The organism is Achromobacter sp. PD1 (assembly GCF_048541815.1).
GTDB lineage: Bacteria > Pseudomonadota > Gammaproteobacteria > Burkholderiales > Burkholderiaceae_B > Achromobacter > Achromobacter bronchisepticus_A.
This window is the reverse complement of sequence record NZ_CP183349.1, coordinates 3352123-3368316: the sequence shown is the minus strand read 5'-3', so window position 1 is coordinate 3368316 and position 16194 is coordinate 3352123. Positions and strand designations below refer to the sequence as shown.

Below are 16194 nucleotides of genomic sequence, written 5' to 3'. Positions count from 1 at the left end.
TCTGGGGGACGCAGCGCAAAAAAGCAAGCTCGGGGCGGGCCGTCTCAAAGCCAACGTAATGGCAGGCCGCTCAGAATGTCCCGATTGGACGGGCCCGGTGGAACCGGCGGCGCCCGGACGCTGGAAAGCCATGTGCTTGCGGCTCCATGGCGCGGCCGGGCCTGGACGATGCGGCGTCTGTTACTCCGGCTTGATTCCCGCCGTCTCGATGACGCTGCGCCACTTTTGGGTCTCGGATTCGATGTAGCCCTGCAATTCGTCCGGGCGGGTGGCTTTGATCGTGACCGCCTTGTCTTCAAGCTTGCGGATGATGTCGGGTTTGGTCAACGTTTTCAGCAAGGCGGCGCTCAGCACCGACAGCCGGTCGGCAGGAATGCCGGCCGGGCCCATGACGCTGACCCAGGCGTCCACGCTCATGTTCTTTACTCCCAGTTCCTCGGCGGTGGGCACGTCGGGCAGTTCCTTGATGCGCGTGCTGCTGGTGATGGCCAGCGCCCGCACTTTGCCCGACTGCACCAGGCTCAGGGCCGCAGGCAGATTGTCGAACCCGAGGTCGACGTGACCACCCATCAGCGCGGTTAACGCCGGCCCGCTGCCCGAGAAGGGAATGTGCTGCATCTTCGCGTCTGTCAGGATCTTGAAGTACTCGCCGGTCATGTGCGGCGATGTGCCAGCCCCGGGGCTGGAGTACGACAACTGCCGCTGCTTTGCGTCGGCGACCAGCGTGCGCAGGTTCTGGTACTTGGAATCGGCATTGACCAGCACCAGATTGGTGTAGAAGCCAACCTCGCCAATCATGGTGAAATCCTTGATAGGGTCGAAATTCAGCTCCTTGCGCAGCAGCGGGTTGATCACGTTGGTGGCTACGGTACCCAGGAAGATGGTGTAGCCGTCGGGTTTGGCGTGCGCGACCGACGAGGCGCCGATAGTGCCGCCAGCGCCGGCCTTGTTTTCGACGACCACGGCCTGTCCCAGTTCACGCGACAGGCCTTCAGCCAATACCCGCGCGACGATATCTGTCGACCCTCCCGGCGGAAACCCGACCACGAAGCGGATGGGCTGCTCCGGAAAGGCTGCGGCCGCGGGGCCGCCCAGCGTGACGGCGAATGCGCAGCTTGTGGCGGCAATCCAGGTCTTGAAAGTCATGATCGATGTTCCTCCTGCCGGGTCGCGTTGCGCAAGTCGTCGATGATTCGCCGCTTGTCGATTTTGCCCAGCGTGTTTTTTGGAAAAGACTGCACGATGTGGATGATTTTGGGTGTCCGCACGGACCCCAACTGCTGCTTGCCGTAGTCGATCAGCGCCTGGACGCTGACCGAGCCCGGCCGAATCGGCACGACCGCCATTTCGACGCGTTCGCCCCAGTCGTCGTCGGCATTGCCGAACACCACGCATTCGGCGATACCGGGGTGTTGCGCATAGGCGTTTTCGACGTCAGAGGGATACACATTGAAGCCGCCGCTGATGATGATGTCCTTGCTGCGGCCCTTGATGAACAGGAACCCGCGTTCATCGATGACACCGATGTCTCCGGTGTGGAACCAGCCATCTCTCAGGACGGCCGCGGTCTGTTCGGGCATGTTCAGGTAGCCCGACATCAGCAAGTCGCCGCTGGCGATAATTTCGCCCAGGGTGTTTGGGATTGTGGTCGGGTGGCCGTCGGCGCCGACGACAGCCACGCGCGTCAGGGGGCCGATGCGGCCTGCGCTGCCGAGGTTTTCCGGCAGGGAGCCGGTCGCGCCGTTCATGCCGGCGATGATGACCGGCGCTTCCGTCAGGCCGTAGGTGACGCCCAGCACGGGGCCAAACTCCGCAATCGCCTGCGACTGCAGTGGGGCTGGGCATGGCGCACCGCCATACAGCAGGTTGCGCAGCGCCGGCAGATGGCGCGCAGCGGCGCACTGTGCCTGCACCAGCCGTTGGAGCAGCGTGGGAGGCAGCCAGGTGGACGTCACTCCATGGGTTTCCATCAAGGCGTGCAATTGTTCGGCTGTGGCCTTGCCCGCGATCACCAGGCAGCCCCCGGCATGCAATACCGGCAGCACGAAAGTGCCTGCGCCATGCGTCATCGGTGGAGCCAGCAGGAAGCGTTCCTCGCTGTCGAAACCATATGTCATGGCCAGTGATGCCACCATGGTGTTGATGCAGCGTAGCGACTGCAATACGGCTTTGGGCGCGCCCGACGATCCGCCGGTGAACTTGATGGCGGTCGTTTCGCTCAGATCCGGGTTGGAGCGCGATGGTGACCCGCCCGCGTGTTCACGCACCAGCGTATCGACATGGAACTGACGGCCCGCGTCGTTGCAGATGCGCAGGCCGTGGTAGGAAGCCAGCAGCGCCTCGTATGCCGCGTCGTGCAATACGATGTCGGGCGCGGCCGTCGCCAACTGGCGGGCGATGTCCTGTTCGACCACGGTCGGCGTCAGCGGCACCAGCACGCCGGCGCAGGCGTAGGTGGCCAATATGCCCAGCAGCATCGCGTGCGAATTGCCGGCCAGCGTCGCGATCACTGGACGCGGTTTGCCCGACAGGCGTTGTAGCGCCGCAGCCAGCGCCAGCGTCTGGCCGCGCAGCGCTTCGTAGGTATGGGCGCGGCCGCTAGCCGCATCGATCGCTGCGATGCGATCCGGGTACCGCATGGCTGCATGCAGGAAGAAATCGACAGGCTGCATGCTAGAGCCTGTTGCTGAGCACCGTGACTACGGCCGCGGCATCTTCGTAGTGCAAGAAGCCGCCGCCGTTTTCGGCCACAGCGGTACGGGCGCCCTGTACCTGGCGCGCGCCGGCCTCATGGCGCAGTTGCGTAACGAGTTCATGGATTTGCACCAATCCCGTCGCGGCGATCGGGTGTCCTTTGGACACCAGGCCGCCCGATACGTTGACGGGTGTGGGACCGCCCAGGCTGGTCGCTCCGCTTTCGGTGTATGGCCCGCCTTGGCCGCGGGCGCAAAGGCCCAGATTCTCGATCTGCAGCAGTTCCGCGAAGCTGGATGCGTCATGCACTTCAGCCAGGTCGATGTCCTGCGGCGTGATCCCGGCCATGGCATAGGCGCGCTTGGCAGCCAGGTGCACGCAATGCCTGTCCATATCGGCGATGTCGCGGATCACCGTGCTGGCCGCGCCGATGCCCGCGACCCTGACGGCCCGTTGCCTGCGCGCGTCTGACAGGGCGCGGCCGCTGGACAACACGATGGCGGCGGCACCGTCGGAAATGGGTGCGCACATGGCGCGCGTCAGTGGCCAGGCGATCTCGGGGGTCGCAAGCACTTCGTCGGTCGACATATCGTTCTGGTATTGGGCCAGCGGGTTCATGGTCGAGTGCGCGTGGTTCTTGGCTGCCGCACTGGCGATCTGCCGCTGCGTGGTGCCATACGTGCGCATATGCTGGCGCGCCATGGCCGCATAGATGTCCATGAAAAAGCTCTGCGTATTCCAGGCGCCGGGAGAGTTCAGCCGCTGGCGGATGCCGGGGTCGGTCTCCTGCTGGCAGAAGAAATCCCATGTCTGACGCAACAGATGTATGTCGGTGCCGCCGAAGAACGCGTTCATCATCTCGGCCTTCTTGTCCGGATAGAACATCTTTTCCGCGCCTACCACCAAGACCGTGTCGAACATGCCCGATTCGACCGCCATGCAGGCGTTGAACAAGCCGGAACTGCTGCTGGCGCAGGCATTTTCGATATTGAAGACGGGGATGCCGCTCACCCCCATCGCGTTCAGCGCGCATTGGCCACGGATCGAATTCTGCTTTTCCATTTGGCCTTGGCGCACGTTGGAAAACCACGCCGCCTGCATGTCTTCCAGTCCGTGGCCGCTGTCGGCCAGGGCAGTGTTGACGGCTTGTTCGGTTAATTGCTTGACCGAGAGATCCGGGTAGCGGCCAAGCGGAGTATGGGCGATGCCGGTGATGTAGACGTTCATATTGGGCCTAGGCAGCTGATCGATGAGTGGCTCTATTCTGCGTGGCTGGCCGTTCCGCATTAACCCCTGCTTACCCGTTGAAAACAGGATAAAGTTCCGGCATGTGAAACTTTTTTTACCTGGTGTGGATCCGGATGACATGACGCAATCCTCCAGCATCCAGAAAGCGCTGCGAGTGCTGAAAACCGTGCAGCGCCATCACGAGGAAGGTCTGCGGCTCATCGACGTGTGTCGGGAGCAGGGCTTGGAAAAACCGACGGCGCTGCGCCTGTTGCGCGAACTGATGGCGCAGGGACTGGTGGCCCGTAACGCGCGCAGCAAGAAGTACTACCTTGGCGACTATTGCCGGAAACTCGGGGAGTCACTGGCTGCGCAATCGTCGCTGTCCGTACGCTATGGACCTTTGCTGAGGCGCATCTCCGACCGCACCGAAGACGCCAGTTTTCTGGTGATCCTGCAAGACCTGGATACCCTGTGCATTGCTCGGGAAGTGGGTGCGTATCCCATCCAGGCCCTGGCCATCCCGGTCGGCAACCGGCAGCCCATCGGCGTGGGTGCGGGTGGGCTGGCCATGCTGGCGAGCTTCGACGAAGATCGCACGGAGCATTATCTCAACGTCAACAGGGCCCGCTTTCTCAAGTACAAGTCGCTTACGTTGGAGCAGTTGCGCATGCGTATTGCGCGCGCGCGCAAGCGCGGCTACGCCGTGATAGGCAGCCACGCGGTCAGCAAGGTCACTGGCGTGGGCGTTACGCTGATGAACAAGGAAGGCGATGTGCTGGGCGGCATCAGTGTCGCGGCACTGGACAATCGCATGACGCAAAAGCGCCAGGAGGCTGTTGCCCAGATGATCCGCGAAGAGATGAACCGGTTCCTGGACAAGTAAAGCTGCCGCGCGCAACGGGCAGCGCAAAAGAAAACGGGACCCGAAGGTCCCGTTCCTGGCTGCAGGCCCGCGTGGGCCTGTGCGCGGCAAGCGGCTTTACAGCACGGCCGCGATGCCCTTGGCGACTTTGTCGATGTTGCCGCTGTTCAGCGCGGCGACGCAGATGCGGCCGCTGGAAACGGCATACACGCCATGCTCTTCGCGCAGGCGGTCCACTTGCGCGGCGGTCAGGCCCGAGTACGAGAACATGCCGCGCTGCTGCAGCACGAAGCTGAAGTCCTGCTTGCCGCCGTGTTCCTTGATCTTGTCGACCAGCTGCTTGCGCATCAGGCGGATGCGGTCGCGCATGCCGGCGAGTTCCTCTTCCCACATCGCAAAGAGTTCAGGCGTGTTCAGGACCGTCGACACCACCGTGCCGCCATGGGTGGGCGGGTTGGAGTAGTTGGTGCGGATCACGCGCTTGAGCTGGCTCAGCACGCGGGTGGCTTCGTCCTTGCTGCCAGCCACGACCGTCAGCGCGCCGACGCGCTCGCCGTACAGCGAGAACGACTTCGAGAACGAGGAGCTGATGAACATGGTCAGGTCCAGGTCGGCGAACATGCGCACGACCGAGGCGTCCTCGGTCAGGCCGTCGCCGAAGCCCTGGTAGGCGATGTCCAGGAACGGGACCAGCTTGTTTTCCTTGACGACGGCGGCGATCTGCTTCCACTGGTCGGCGGTGGGGTCCACGCCGGTGGGGTTGTGGCAGCAGGCATGCAGCACGACGACGGTCTTGGCCGGCGCGGCCTTCAGGTCGGCCAGCATGGCGTCGAAGTTCAGGCCGCGGGTAGCGGCGTCGTAGTACGAATAGGTGCCGACTTCGAAACCGGCGCGCTCGAACAGGGCGCGGTGGTTTTCCCAGCTGGGATCGCTGATCAGGACCTTGGAGGTCGGCAGCAGTTGGCGCAGGAAGTCGGCGCCGATCTTCAGCGCGCCGGTGCCGCCCAGGGCCTGGGTGGTCAGCACGCGGCCGGCGGCGGCCAGTGCGGAATCCTTGCCCAGCAGCAGGGCTTGCGCGCCGTTGTTGTAACCGGCGATGCCTTCGATGGGCAGGTAGCCGCGGGCGGCGGCGGCTTCGATGCGGGCGGCTTCGGCCTTGCGAACCGCGCCCAGCAGGGGGATGCGACCCTGATCGTCGTAGTACACGCCCACGCCCAGATTGACTTTACCGGGACGCGTATCAGCGTTGAATTGTTCGTTCAGGCCAAGAATGGGGTCGCGCGGGGCGAGTTCGACGGAATCGAAAAGGGTGCTCATGGGAGTCTGATGAGGTGGGTGGACGCAGTACGGGCTGCTGTGGATAATGAGGGGTTTACCCTGGAAGAGTCTAGCATGCCTAAGAGCGCAATAGACCCGATTACGGCGGGGGCCGCAGCGAACCTGGCGGCCGATCCCGCGGCGGCATTGGCCGTGGCGGATCCGTCCGCGCCAGGCCCCGGATTCATCGATTTCCCGGGCAGCCCGTTTCACCTGTACCAACCCTATCCGCCGGCGGGCGATCAGCCCACCGCCATCGAGGGGTTGACCCAGGGGGTCGAAGACGGCCTGATGTTTCAGACGCTATTGGGCGTGACGGGCTCCGGCAAGACCTACACCATGGCCAACGTCATCGCCCGCATGGGGCGCCCGGCGCTGGTTCTGGCCCCCAATAAGACGCTGGCCGCCCAGCTGTACGCCGAAATGCGGGAGTTCTTCCCGAAGAACGCCGTCGAGTACTTCGTTTCGTACTACGACTACTACCAGCCCGAAGCGTACGTGCCGACGCGCGACCTGTTCATTGAAAAGGATTCGTCCATCAATGAGCACATCGAACAGATGCGGCTGTCGGCGACCAAGAGCCTGCTGGAGCGCCGCGACACCATCATCGTGGGCACCGTGTCGTGCATCTACGGTATCGGCAACCCGGGCGACTACCACGCCATGGTGCTGATCCTGCGCGCCGGCGACCAGATCTCGCGCCGCGAGATCCTGGCCCGCCTGGTCGCCATGCAGTACACCCGCAACGACGCCGAGTTCACCCGCGGCGTCTTCCGGGTGCGTGGCGAGACCATCGACATCTTCCCGGCGGAAAGCCCGGAACTGGCGCTGCGCCTGACGCTGTTCGACGACGAGATCGAAAGCCTGGAGCTGTTCGATCCGCTGACCGGCCGCATCCGCCAGAAGCTGCCGCGCTTTACCGTCTATCCCGGTTCGCACTACGTCACGCCGCGCGACACCGTGCTGCGCGCCATTGAAACCATCAAGGAAGAGCTGCGCGAACGGGTCAAGCGCTTCGTCGACGACGGCCATCTGGTCGAGGCGCAGCGGCTGGAGCAGCGCACCCGTTTCGACCTGGAAATGCTGCAGGAGCTGGGCTTCTGCAAAGGCATCGAAAACTACTCTCGCCACCTGTCCGGCGCGGCGCCAGGCGAACCGCCGCCCACCCTCATCGACTACCTGCCGTCCGATGCGCTCATGTTCATTGACGAAAGCCATGTCACCATCGGCCAGTTGGGCGGCATGTACCGGGGCGACCGCGCGCGCAAGGAAACGCTGGTGCAGTACGGCTTTCGCCTGCCGTCGGCGCTGGACAACCGGCCGCTGAAACTCGAGGAATTCGAGGCTCGGATGCGCCAGTGCGTGTTCGTGTCGGCCACGCCGGCCGCCTACGAGAAAGAGCACACCGACAACGTCGTGGAACAAGTGGTGCGGCCTACCGGGCTGGTCGATCCGCTGGTCGAGGTCCTGCCGGCCCGGACCCAGGTCGATGACCTCCTCGGGCAGATCAAGGCGCGCGTGGCGCAAGCGGAGCGCGTGCTGGTCACCACGCTGACCAAGCGCATGGCGGAGGACTTGACGGACTTCCTGAGCGAGCACGGCGTCCGAGTGCGCTATCTGCATTCGGATATCGACACCGTCGAGCGCGTGGAAATCATCCGCGACCTGCGCCTGGGCACCTTTGACGTGCTGGTGGGGATCAACCTGCTGCGCGAAGGGCTGGATATTCCCGAAGTGTCGCTGGTCGCGATCCTGGATGCCGACAAGGAAGGCTTCCTGCGTTCGGAACGCAGCCTGATCCAGACCATCGGGCGTGCGGCGCGCAACCTCAACGGCCACGCCATCCTCTATGCGGACCGCATCACCGATTCGATGCAACGCGCCATGGAGGAAACCGAGAGGCGGCGCGCCAAGCAGCTGAAATTCAACGCCGACCACGGCATTACCGCCCGGGGCGTGCAGAAGGCCGTGCGCGAACTGATTGATGGCGTGGTCGCGCCGACGCAGCACGACGCGCTCGAGGCCGCAGTTCCGGCGGAGTTCCTGAAGGACGAAAAGGCCCTGGCCCGCGAGATCAAGCGCCTCGAGAAGCTGATGATGGATCATGCCCGGAACCTCGAGTTCGAACAGGCGGCTGCGGCGCGCGACGCGCTGACCGCGCTGAAGCAGCGCGTGCTGCTGGACGGGGCGGTGTAGCAGCGGATCGTATGTCTAAATGTTTCTTTTCGCTGACTAGCGGCTGAATATTGCCAAAACCTGTTGCGTTGCAATCAGGCTGCCACGATTCGCCCGGATATCTGCATTCAGTGTTCATGAGAGGGATCAGAATTTCTTCATAAATTATTGATTTTATTGAAAAAATATTGATACTGTATTTGCCGGGCCAGAATCCCGCAGACGCAAAAAAAGCTTGCCTTATCTCGGGTTTTCCCGCACACTTACTCCCATGATGACCAAGGTACTTTTCGTTTGCATGGGCAATATCTGTCGCTCGCCGAGCGCAGAGGGCGTGTTTCGCCATTTGGTGAACGACGCGGGTTTGGGCGATGTGGTTCGCATCGACTCCGCGGGCACGCACGCGTTTCACATCGGCGAGGCGCCTGATGCCCGGGCGCAGGCCGCAGCGCGCAAGCGCGGCTACGAGATCACGCACTGTGAAGCGCGTCAGGTCACCGCGGAAGATTTCCGCGATTTCGACTTGATCCTCGCCATGGATTGGGACAATCTGTCCGCCATGCAGCAGCAGTGCCCCAAGGCCTACCAGCACAAGCTGATGCTGCTGATGCGCTTTGCCAATGAGTTCGAAGAGGCCACCGTGCCCGATCCGTACTATGGCGGCGCCGATGGTTTCGGCAAGGTCCTGGACTACCTGGAAGACGCCTGTCAGGGTGTGCTTGAGCTGGTGCGCAAGCGCGCGACCCAGTACCAGGCGGCGTGATCCGCTTGTTCCGCAGGGCTGCCCGTCGGGCGGTTCTCGGAGGTGCTTGGCAGTGAAAAACCGCGCGAATGCGCGGTTTTTTCTAGCCGGGAGCCATACCAAATTAGTCGGGAATAGGCTATACTTGAGGCAATTACTCGGGTATTGACCGCTGGATTCGCCTGCGGCCATTGCCGAATCACTGGGAACCTACCATGCGGCTAACTACCAAGGGGCGTTTCGCCGTGACTGCCATGATCGATCTGGCTATGCGGCAGCATAGCGGTCCGGTCACTCTTGCGGCCATCAGCCAGCGTCAGAACATCTCGCTGTCCTACCTGGAACAGCTGTTCGGGAAACTGCGTCGCCACGAACTCGTGGACAGCGTGCGCGGCCCTGGGGGCGGCTACTCGCTCGCGCGCCTCGCCCGCAACGTTACCGTTGCCGACATCATTTTCGCCGTCGATGAACCCCTGGACGCCACCAGCTGCGGCGGCAAGCGGGACTGTACGAGCGGCAACGACGGCAAGCCGGGCAAGTGCATGACGCACGAACTCTGGGCTACGTTGAATCGCAAGATGGTGGATTACCTGGATTCGGTGTCCCTGCAGGATCTCGTCGATCAGCAGCGCGTGCGCCAACTGCAGGAAGCCAACAATCAAGCGCAGGCTTGCGCGGTGCGCGTGAACCGGGTGGGGGGCGCCAACAACGCCGCCAACGCCCCGGCCGCGACCGTCGCCGCCAATGCCACCGTATAAGCAGTATCAGGAGTTGTAGAAATGACCACCCGCCCGATCTATCTGGATTATTCCGCGACGACGCCCGTCGACCCCCGCGTCGTGGACAAGATGGTGCCCTGGCTGTACGACAACTTCGGCAACCCGGCATCCCGCAGCCATGCGTTTGGCTGGGAATCCGAAGAAGCCGTCGAGCGCGCCCGTGAAGAAGTCGCCAAGCTGGTGAACGCCGATCCGCGCGAAATCGTCTGGACCTCCGGCGCCACCGAATCCAACAACCTGGCGATCAAAGGCGCCGCCAACTTCTACCAGGAACGCGGCAAGCACATCGTCACCGTCAAGACCGAGCACAAGGCCGTGCTGGACACCTGTCGCGAACTCGAGCGCCAGGGCTTCGAAGTGACCTATCTGGACGTCAAGGACAACGGCCTGATCGATCTGGACACCTTCAAGGCCGCGCTGCGCCCCGATACCGTGCTGGTATCCGTGATGATGGTGAACAACGAAATCGGCGTGATCCAGGACGTTGCAACGCTGGGCGAGATCTGCCGCGAAAAGGGCATCATTTTCCACGTGGACGCCGCCCAGGCGACCGGCAAGGTGGAAATCGACCTGCAAAAGCTCAAGGTCGACCTGATGTCGTTTTCGGCTCACAAGACCTACGGCCCCAAGGGCATCGGCGCCCTGTACGTGCGCCGCAAGCCGCGTATCCGCATCGAAGCGCAGATGCACGGCGGCGGCCACGAGCGCGGTTTCCGCTCGGGCACGCTGGCCACGCACCAGATCGTCGGCATGGGCGAAGCTTTCCGCCTGGCCCGCGAAGAAATGGGCACCGAGAACGAGCGCATCCGCATGCTGCGCGACCGCCTGTGGGCTGGCCTGTCGCAGATCGAAGAGGTCTACCTCAACGGCGACATGGACCAACGCGTCCCGCACAACCTGAATGTCAGCTTCAACTATGTCGAAGGCGAGTCCCTGATCATGGCGATCAAGGAACTGGCCGTCTCCAGCGGCTCGGCCTGCACCTCGGCCAGCCTGGAACCGTCCTACGTGTTGCGCGCCCTGGGCCGCAACGACGAACTGGCGCACAGCTCGATCCGCTTCACGCTGGGCCGTTTCACGACCGAAAAGGAAGTGGACTACGCCATCGAGTTGCTCAAGAGCCGCGTTGGCAAGCTGCGCGACATGTCGCCGCTGTGGGAAATGGCCAAGGAAGGCATCGACTTGAACACCGTGCAGTGGGCTGCGCACTAAGCGCCCGCGCCTAGAAATTCGTGGAGAATTAACATGTCTTACAGCACCAAAGTCCTGGATCACTACGAAAACCCGCGCAACGTCGGTTCGTTCGACAAGTCGGACGAGTCGGTCGGCACCGGCATGGTCGGCGCGCCCGCCTGTGGCGACGTGATGAAGCTGCAGATCAAGGTGAACGAAGCCGGCGTGATCGAAGACGCGCGCTTCAAGACCTACGGCTGCGGTTCGGCCATCGCTTCCAGCTCGCTCGTGACCGAATGGGTCAAGGGCAAGACGCTCGACGAAGCCATGAACATCCGCAACACGCAGATCGCCGAAGAACTGGCCCTGCCGCCCGTGAAGGTGCACTGTTCCATCCTGGCCGAAGACGCGATCAAGGCCGCGGTGCAGAACTACAAAGAAAAGCATTCGGCCCCGGCTGAAGCTGCTGTGGCGGGCTGAACATGTCCGTTACCCTGACCCAACAGGCTGCCACCCATATCGGCCGCTACTTGCAAAAGCGCGGAAAGGGTATCGGCTTGCGGCTCGGCGTTAGGACCACGGGCTGCTCCGGCATGGCCTACAAGCTCGAGTACGTGGACGACGTGGCGCCGGAAGACGTGGTGTTCGAAAGCTTCGGCGTGAAGGTCTTCATCGACCCGAAAAGCCTGTCCTACCTGGACGGCACCGAACTCGATTACGCCCGTGAAGGCCTGAACGAAGGCTTCAAGTTCCGCAACCCCAACGAAAAGGCGACCTGCGGCTGCGGCGAGTCGTTCACGGTGTAAGTCTTGGCTGGTGACGATCACTTCGGCCTGTTCGGCTTGCCGGCGCGTTTCGATCTGGACGCCCAGGCGCTTGAGACTGCGTGGCGCACCGTCGCGGCGCAGGTGCATCCCGACCGCTACGCCACTGCCAGCCCCGCGGAACGCCGCGTGGCCATGCAGTGGGCGGCTCGCGCCAACGAGGCTTACCGCCTGTTGCGCGATCCCTTGCTGCGGGCGCGCTACCTGTGCGAGCAGGCCGGCGTGGACCTGCAGACCGAGAGCAACACGGCCATGGACCCCGAATTCCTGATGCAGCAGATGACCTGGCGCGAGATGCTGGACGACGCGCGCGACGACGCCGACGCCCTGGCGGCCTTGCAGGCGGAATTGCAGCAGGCGCGCGCCGCCATGCGTGCCACGCTGGCCCGTCTGATCGACCAGGACCGCGACTACGCGGCGGCGGGGCTCAAGGTGCGGGAGTGGATGTTCGTGGAGAAGTTGGCGGAAGAACTGGCGCACGCCCAGCCCGCCGCATAGCCCAGGCCGCGCCGGGGCGTCCGCGACACGGGCGCCGGCACAGCGCCGCCTACTGACCATAAAAACAGAATCATGGCCTTATTGCAGATATCAGAGCCTGGCGAATCGCCCGCGCCTCACCAGCGCAAGCTGGCGGTCGGGATCGACCTGGGCACCACCAATTCCCTGGTCGCGGCCGTGCGCAGCAGCGTCGCCGAAGTGCTGAGGGACGAGCAAGGCCACGCCTTGCTGCCTTCCGCCGTGCGCTATTTCGCCGGCGGCAAGGTCACCACGGGGCGCGAACCGCTCGCGCAGCAGGCCGAGGATCCGCTGAATACCGTTGTGTCGGTCAAGCGTTTCATGGGCCGTTCGCTGGAAGAGGCGCGCGCCAGCCGTGCGCCGTACGAATTCGTGGACGCGCCCGGCATGGTGCGCATCCGCACCGTCCAGGGCGACCTGAGCCCGGTTGAAGTGTCGGCGCAGATCCTGGCCGTTCTGCGCCAACGCGCCGAAGACGTGCTGGGCGATGACCTGGTCGGCGCGGTCATCACGGTGCCCGCCTATTTCGATGATGCCCAGCGCCAGGCGACGCGCGACGCCGCCCGTCTGGCCGGCCTGAACGTGCTGCGCCTGCTGAATGAACCGACCGCAGCGGCCATTGCCTACGGCCTGGATAACGCCGCTGAAGGCGTGTACGCTGTGTACGACCTGGGCGGCGGCACGTTCGATATTTCCATCCTGCGCCTGACCCAGGGCGTGTTCGAGGTCATTGCCACCGGCGGCGATACCGCGCTGGGCGGTGACGACTTCGATGCCTTGATCGTCGATCATGTGGTGGCCGGGCTTGCCGCGGGCGAGTTTTCGCCGGCGGACCGCCGCCGCTTGCTGATGGCGGCGCGCGCCGCGCGCGAGGCCTTGTCGGACGCCGATGCGGCCGGCCTGAAGCTGGAATTGTCCGACGGCAGAACCGTGGATACGAGCCTGACGCGGGCCGCATTCGAAGAACTGGCTCAGCCCCTGATCGTGCGCACGCTGGACTGCGCGCGCCGCGCCTTGCGCGACGCATCGCTGACGCCGGCCGACGTGCGCGGCGTGGTGATGGTCGGCGGCGCCACGCGCATGCCGGTCGTGCGCGCTGCCGTGGGCAAGCTGTTCGGCACGCAACCGCTGACGGACCTGGATCCCGATCAAGTGGTGGCGCTGGGCGCCGCCTTACAGGCCAATCTGCTGGCGGGCAACCGCGCTCCCGGCGAAGACTGGCTGCTGCTGGACGTGATCCCGCTGTCCTTGGGACTGGAAACCATGGGCGGCCTGGTGGAGCGCATCATCCCGCGCAACAGCACGATTCCGGTGGCGCGCGCCCAGGAATTCACGACCTTCAAGGATGGCCAGACGGCCATGAGCATCCATGTGGTGCAGGGCGAACGCGACCTGGTCTCCGATTCGCGCTCGCTGGCCCGCTTCGAGCTGCGCGGCATTCCGCCCATGGTGGCGGGCGCAGCCCGCATCCGCGTGACCTTCCAGGTGGACGCCGACGGCCTGCTGAGCGTGACCGCGCGCGAGCAGAGCAAGGGCGTCGAGGCCATGGTGTCGGTCAAGCCGTCCTATGGCCTGACCGACGACGAAATCGCGCAGATGCTGGCTGACAGCGTGGCGCAAGCCGACACCGACGCCCGCGCCCGCATGCTGCGCGAGCAACAGGTGGACGCGCGCCAACTGGTCGAGTCGGTGCAGGCCGCGCTGGCCGTCGATGGCGACCTGCTGGATGCCGAAGAACGCAAGCGTGTGGACGCATGCCTGCAGGCTGCCATCGCCGCTCAGGACGCGCAGGACGTGGACACGGTGAAGGACGCGGTCCAGGCCCTGTCGGCCGCGACCGACGATTTCGCTGCGCGCCGGATGGACCGCAGCATCCGCGCCGCGCTGGCGGGCCGCAAACTTGATGAGATTGCCTGATAACACGCTATGCCGAAACTGACCGTATTGCCTCATCCCGACTACTGCCCGGAAGGCGCCGTGATCGAAGACGCGCCCAAGGGCGTGTCGATCTGCCGCGTGCTGCTGGACAACCATATCGACATCGAGCACGCGTGTGAACTGTCGTGCGCCTGCACGACCTGTCACGTGGTGGTCAAGCAGGGCTATGCTTCGCTGGAAGACGCCACCGATGACGAAGAGGATCTGCTGGACAAGGCCTGGGGCCTGACCCCGACCTCGCGCCTGTCCTGCCAGGCGCTGGTGACGGACGCCGACCTGACGGTCGAGATCCCCAAGTACACCATCAACCACGCCAAAGAGGGCCATTGATGAAGTGGACCGATACCTACCAGATCGCCGAGGCGCTGCTCGACGCGCATCCCGACGTGGATCCCAAGACGCTGCGCTTCGTGCAGCTGCGCGAGTGGGTCCTGGCCTTGCCGGATTTCAACGACGACCCCGCACATAGCGGCGAGAAGATCCTGGAGGCCATCCAGATGGCCTGGATCGACGAGGCGGACTGATCGCCGTGCCAAAGCGCTCCCTGCAGGGAGCGTTTTTTATTGCGGTTCGGCCATTCAGTTGGCACGACGCCGCTTTGATGCGGGACATAAAGCTCACAGTGCGGTAGGCGGGACGATATTCAGGCGCTATCTTCCTGTCAAAGATGACACTGTGCGCAACGGCGGCCGACGCGATCGCGAGACGGCGCAAGGCGATTGCAGCTGTGCATCACTGTTCGCAGTGGAGGCAGCGTGGCCAGAAAGAAGCAAGGGGCAGGGCGGCAGACGCCAATTTTGCACGGCGCTTATACGGGCGTTCATGAGGGCATTGTCGAGCTGCTGCGTTCTGCGCGGCTGAATGCGGCGCGCAGCGTCAACGCGTTGATGACAGCCAGTTATTGGGAGATCGGACGCCGGATTGTCAACGCCGAGCAACGCGGCAAACGGCGGGCGGGCTATGGCGAGCAGTTGATCGAGCGACTCGCCAACGATCTCACGCAACAATTCGGCCGTGGGTTCAGTCGCCAGAATTTGCAGCAGATGCGATCGTTCTTTTTGGCCTGGCCGATTCGCCAGACACTGTCTAGCGAATCGGCCACTGAGGCACTACAGACGCGATCATTCCGTTTGGAACAACTGTCCCAAGTTTTCATATTGCCCTGGTCTGGTTACGTCCGGCTGCTTTCGGTCAAGGATCCTCAAGCTCGCCGATTCTACGAGGCTGAGGCGCTGCGAGGCGGTTGGAGCGTACGCCAGCTTGATCGGCAGATCGGTAGTCAGTTCTACGAACGCACGCTGCTTTCGAGGAACAGAGCGGCCATGCTGGAGAAAGGAGCCGAGACCAAGCCAGAGGCCGCCGCCTTGCTCGACGACGCGATCAAGGACCCCTATGTGTTGGAGTTCCTGGACCTCAAGGACGAGTATTCGGAGTCAGATCTGGAACAGGGCTTGATCCGGCGGCTGGAGGATTTTCTGCTCGAACTTGGTGACGGTTTTGCGTTCATCGGGCGGCAGCGCCGCTTGCGCATCGACCAGACATGGTACCGGGTCGACCTGTTGTTGTTTCATCGGCGGTTGCGCTGCCTGGTTATCGTCGATCTGAAGCTCGGCTCTCTGACACATGCCGATGTGGGGCAGATGCATATGTACTGCAATTACGCCAAGGAGCATTGGACACTGCCCGACGAAAACCCGCCAGTGGGTTTGATCCTGTGCGCTGACAAGGGCCACGCCCTCGCGAGGTATGCGCTTGAGGGTTTGCCCAGCAAGGTCATGGCCGCGAATTATCGAATGTTGTTGCCGGACGCCGAACTGCTGCAAAGGGAGTTGGCGAACACGCAGCGCATGCTCGAATTTCGCAAAACCATACGTTCGGGGCTCCGCGAATAGTCACGGCTGTCCCAGCCTGCCGTGGGTCCAGGATTGCTTGCGCTTGCGCGCC

Annotated in this window: 16 protein-coding genes; 12 read left to right on the top strand and 4 right to left on the bottom strand. The window is 63.6% G+C overall.

What is annotated here, in order from left to right:
• Positions 1-180: 180 nt before the first annotated feature.
• Genes ACM1PE_RS15920 through ACM1PE_RS15910 form a run of 3 tightly spaced genes read right to left on the bottom strand, consistent with a single transcriptional unit; the run spans position 181 to position 4062 of the window.
• Complete coding sequence (locus ACM1PE_RS15920; RefSeq protein ID WP_306637028.1) at positions 181-1146, bottom strand: Bug family tripartite tricarboxylate transporter substrate binding protein; 966 nt, start codon at positions 1144-1146, stop codon at positions 181-183.
• Positions 1143-2672 (bottom strand): class I adenylate-forming enzyme family protein, encoded by a 1530-nt coding sequence (locus ACM1PE_RS15915; protein WP_419343769.1) that lies wholly within the window; start codon positions 2670-2672, stop codon positions 1143-1145. The genes ACM1PE_RS15920 and ACM1PE_RS15915 overlap by 4 nt, the downstream gene beginning before the upstream one ends.
• Position 2673: 1 nt before the next feature.
• Entirely contained in the window at positions 2674-4062 is a 1389-nt protein-coding gene (locus tag ACM1PE_RS15910) for a thiolase family protein (RefSeq protein WP_419343768.1), read from the bottom strand.
• On the opposite strand from ACM1PE_RS15910, the gene ACM1PE_RS15905 reads away from it, so the two are divergent.
• Complete coding sequence (locus tag ACM1PE_RS15905; protein WP_419343767.1) at positions 4061-4807, top strand: IclR family transcriptional regulator; 747 nt, start codon at positions 4061-4063, stop codon at positions 4805-4807. The genes ACM1PE_RS15910 and ACM1PE_RS15905 overlap by 2 nt on opposite strands.
• 96 nt (positions 4808-4903) lie before the next feature.
• On the opposite strand, the gene ACM1PE_RS15900 is transcribed toward ACM1PE_RS15905, so the two are convergent.
• The gene (locus ACM1PE_RS15900; protein ID WP_059373544.1) at positions 4904-6103 is read right to left on the bottom strand and encodes an amino acid aminotransferase; all 1200 of its coding nucleotides are present in this window, start codon (positions 6101-6103) and stop codon (positions 4904-4906) included.
• Between the two features lie 75 nt (positions 6104-6178).
• Here ACM1PE_RS15900 and uvrB point away from each other — a divergent pair, with 75 nt between their 5' ends.
• The 11 genes from uvrB to ACM1PE_RS15845 all read left to right on the top strand — a co-directional run bounded on the left by uvrB (position 6179) and on the right by ACM1PE_RS15845 (position 16142).
• Positions 6179-8299, top strand: coding sequence for an excinuclease ABC subunit UvrB (gene uvrB / locus ACM1PE_RS15895; RefSeq protein WP_223283244.1), 2121 nt, complete (start codon positions 6179-6181; stop codon positions 8297-8299).
• 250 nt (positions 8300-8549) lie between these two features.
• Complete coding sequence (locus ACM1PE_RS15890) at positions 8550-9041, top strand: low molecular weight protein-tyrosine-phosphatase (protein WP_006386176.1); 492 nt, start codon at positions 8550-8552, stop codon at positions 9039-9041.
• A gap of 194 nt (positions 9042-9235) precedes the next feature.
• Positions 9236-9778: a Fe-S cluster assembly transcriptional regulator IscR gene (iscR, locus tag ACM1PE_RS15885; protein WP_054456107.1), complete on the top strand. Its 543-nt coding sequence runs from the start codon at positions 9236-9238 to the stop codon at positions 9776-9778.
• A gap of 21 nt (positions 9779-9799) precedes the next feature.
• Positions 9800-11011 (top strand): IscS subfamily cysteine desulfurase, encoded by a 1212-nt coding sequence (locus tag ACM1PE_RS15880; RefSeq protein WP_054456109.1) that lies wholly within the window; start codon positions 9800-9802, stop codon positions 11009-11011.
• 33 nt (positions 11012-11044) lie between these two features.
• On the top strand, positions 11045-11452 hold the full coding sequence (gene iscU / locus ACM1PE_RS15875; protein WP_054456111.1) for a Fe-S cluster assembly scaffold IscU: 408 nt from the start codon (positions 11045-11047) through the stop codon (positions 11450-11452).
• A 2-nt stretch (positions 11453-11454) separates the two neighbouring features.
• A complete protein-coding gene (iscA, locus tag ACM1PE_RS15870; protein WP_013394595.1) occupies positions 11455-11778 on the top strand; it encodes an iron-sulfur cluster assembly protein IscA in 324 nt (107 codons plus the stop codon).
• Between the two features lie 3 nt (positions 11779-11781).
• Positions 11782-12294, top strand: a complete 513-nt coding sequence (hscB, locus tag ACM1PE_RS15865) for a Fe-S protein assembly co-chaperone HscB (RefSeq protein ID WP_059373542.1) — start codon at positions 11782-11784, stop codon at positions 12292-12294.
• 72 nt (positions 12295-12366) lie between these two features.
• Entirely contained in the window at positions 12367-14229 is a 1863-nt protein-coding gene (gene hscA / locus ACM1PE_RS15860; RefSeq protein ID WP_306637041.1) for a Fe-S protein assembly chaperone HscA, read from the top strand.
• Positions 14230-14238: 9 nt separating this feature from the next.
• On the top strand, positions 14239-14580 hold the full coding sequence (fdx, locus tag ACM1PE_RS15855; protein WP_006395860.1) for an ISC system 2Fe-2S type ferredoxin: 342 nt from the start codon (positions 14239-14241) through the stop codon (positions 14578-14580).
• Positions 14580-14774, top strand: a complete 195-nt coding sequence (gene iscX, locus ACM1PE_RS15850) for a Fe-S cluster assembly protein IscX (RefSeq protein WP_251881602.1) — start codon at positions 14580-14582, stop codon at positions 14772-14774. Before fdx ends, iscX begins: the two co-directional genes overlap by 1 nt.
• A 270-nt stretch (positions 14775-15044) precedes the next feature.
• Positions 15045-16142 carry a PDDEXK nuclease domain-containing protein gene (locus tag ACM1PE_RS15845; RefSeq protein WP_419343843.1) on the top strand — a complete coding sequence of 366 codons (1098 nt, stop codon included), beginning with the start codon at positions 15045-15047 and terminating at the stop codon, positions 16140-16142.
• Positions 16143-16194 lie beyond the last annotated feature (52 nt).

Excerpts from the sequence above, each read along its gene's own strand:
- ACM1PE_RS15920 (WP_306637028.1), bottom strand. The coding sequence starts at position 1,146 with ATGACTTTCAAGACCTGGATTGCCGCCACAAGCTGCGCATTCGCCGTC.
- ACM1PE_RS15915 (WP_419343769.1), bottom strand. The coding sequence starts at position 2,672 with ATGCAGCCTGTCGATTTCTTCCTGCATGCAGCCATGCGGTACCCGGAT.
- ACM1PE_RS15905 (WP_419343767.1), top strand. The coding sequence starts at position 4,061 with ATGACGCAATCCTCCAGCATCCAGAAAGCGCTGCGAGTGCTGAAAACC.
- ACM1PE_RS15910 (WP_419343768.1), bottom strand. The coding sequence starts at position 4,062 with ATGTCATCCGGATCCACACCAGGTAAAAAAAGTTTCACATGCCGGAAC.
- ACM1PE_RS15900 (WP_059373544.1), bottom strand. The coding sequence starts at position 6,103 with ATGAGCACCCTTTTCGATTCCGTCGAACTCGCCCCGCGCGACCCCATT.
- uvrB (WP_223283244.1), top strand. The coding sequence starts at position 6,179 with ATGCCTAAGAGCGCAATAGACCCGATTACGGCGGGGGCCGCAGCGAAC.
- ACM1PE_RS15890 (WP_006386176.1), top strand. The coding sequence starts at position 8,550 with ATGATGACCAAGGTACTTTTCGTTTGCATGGGCAATATCTGTCGCTCG.
- iscR (WP_054456107.1), top strand. The coding sequence starts at position 9,236 with ATGCGGCTAACTACCAAGGGGCGTTTCGCCGTGACTGCCATGATCGAT.
- ACM1PE_RS15880 (WP_054456109.1), top strand. The coding sequence starts at position 9,800 with ATGACCACCCGCCCGATCTATCTGGATTATTCCGCGACGACGCCCGTC.
- iscU (WP_054456111.1), top strand. The coding sequence starts at position 11,045 with ATGTCTTACAGCACCAAAGTCCTGGATCACTACGAAAACCCGCGCAAC.
- iscA (WP_013394595.1), top strand. The coding sequence starts at position 11,455 with ATGTCCGTTACCCTGACCCAACAGGCTGCCACCCATATCGGCCGCTAC.
- hscA (WP_306637041.1), top strand. The coding sequence starts at position 12,367 with ATGGCCTTATTGCAGATATCAGAGCCTGGCGAATCGCCCGCGCCTCAC.
- fdx (WP_006395860.1), top strand. The coding sequence starts at position 14,239 with ATGCCGAAACTGACCGTATTGCCTCATCCCGACTACTGCCCGGAAGGC.
- iscX (WP_251881602.1), top strand. The coding sequence starts at position 14,580 with ATGAAGTGGACCGATACCTACCAGATCGCCGAGGCGCTGCTCGACGCG.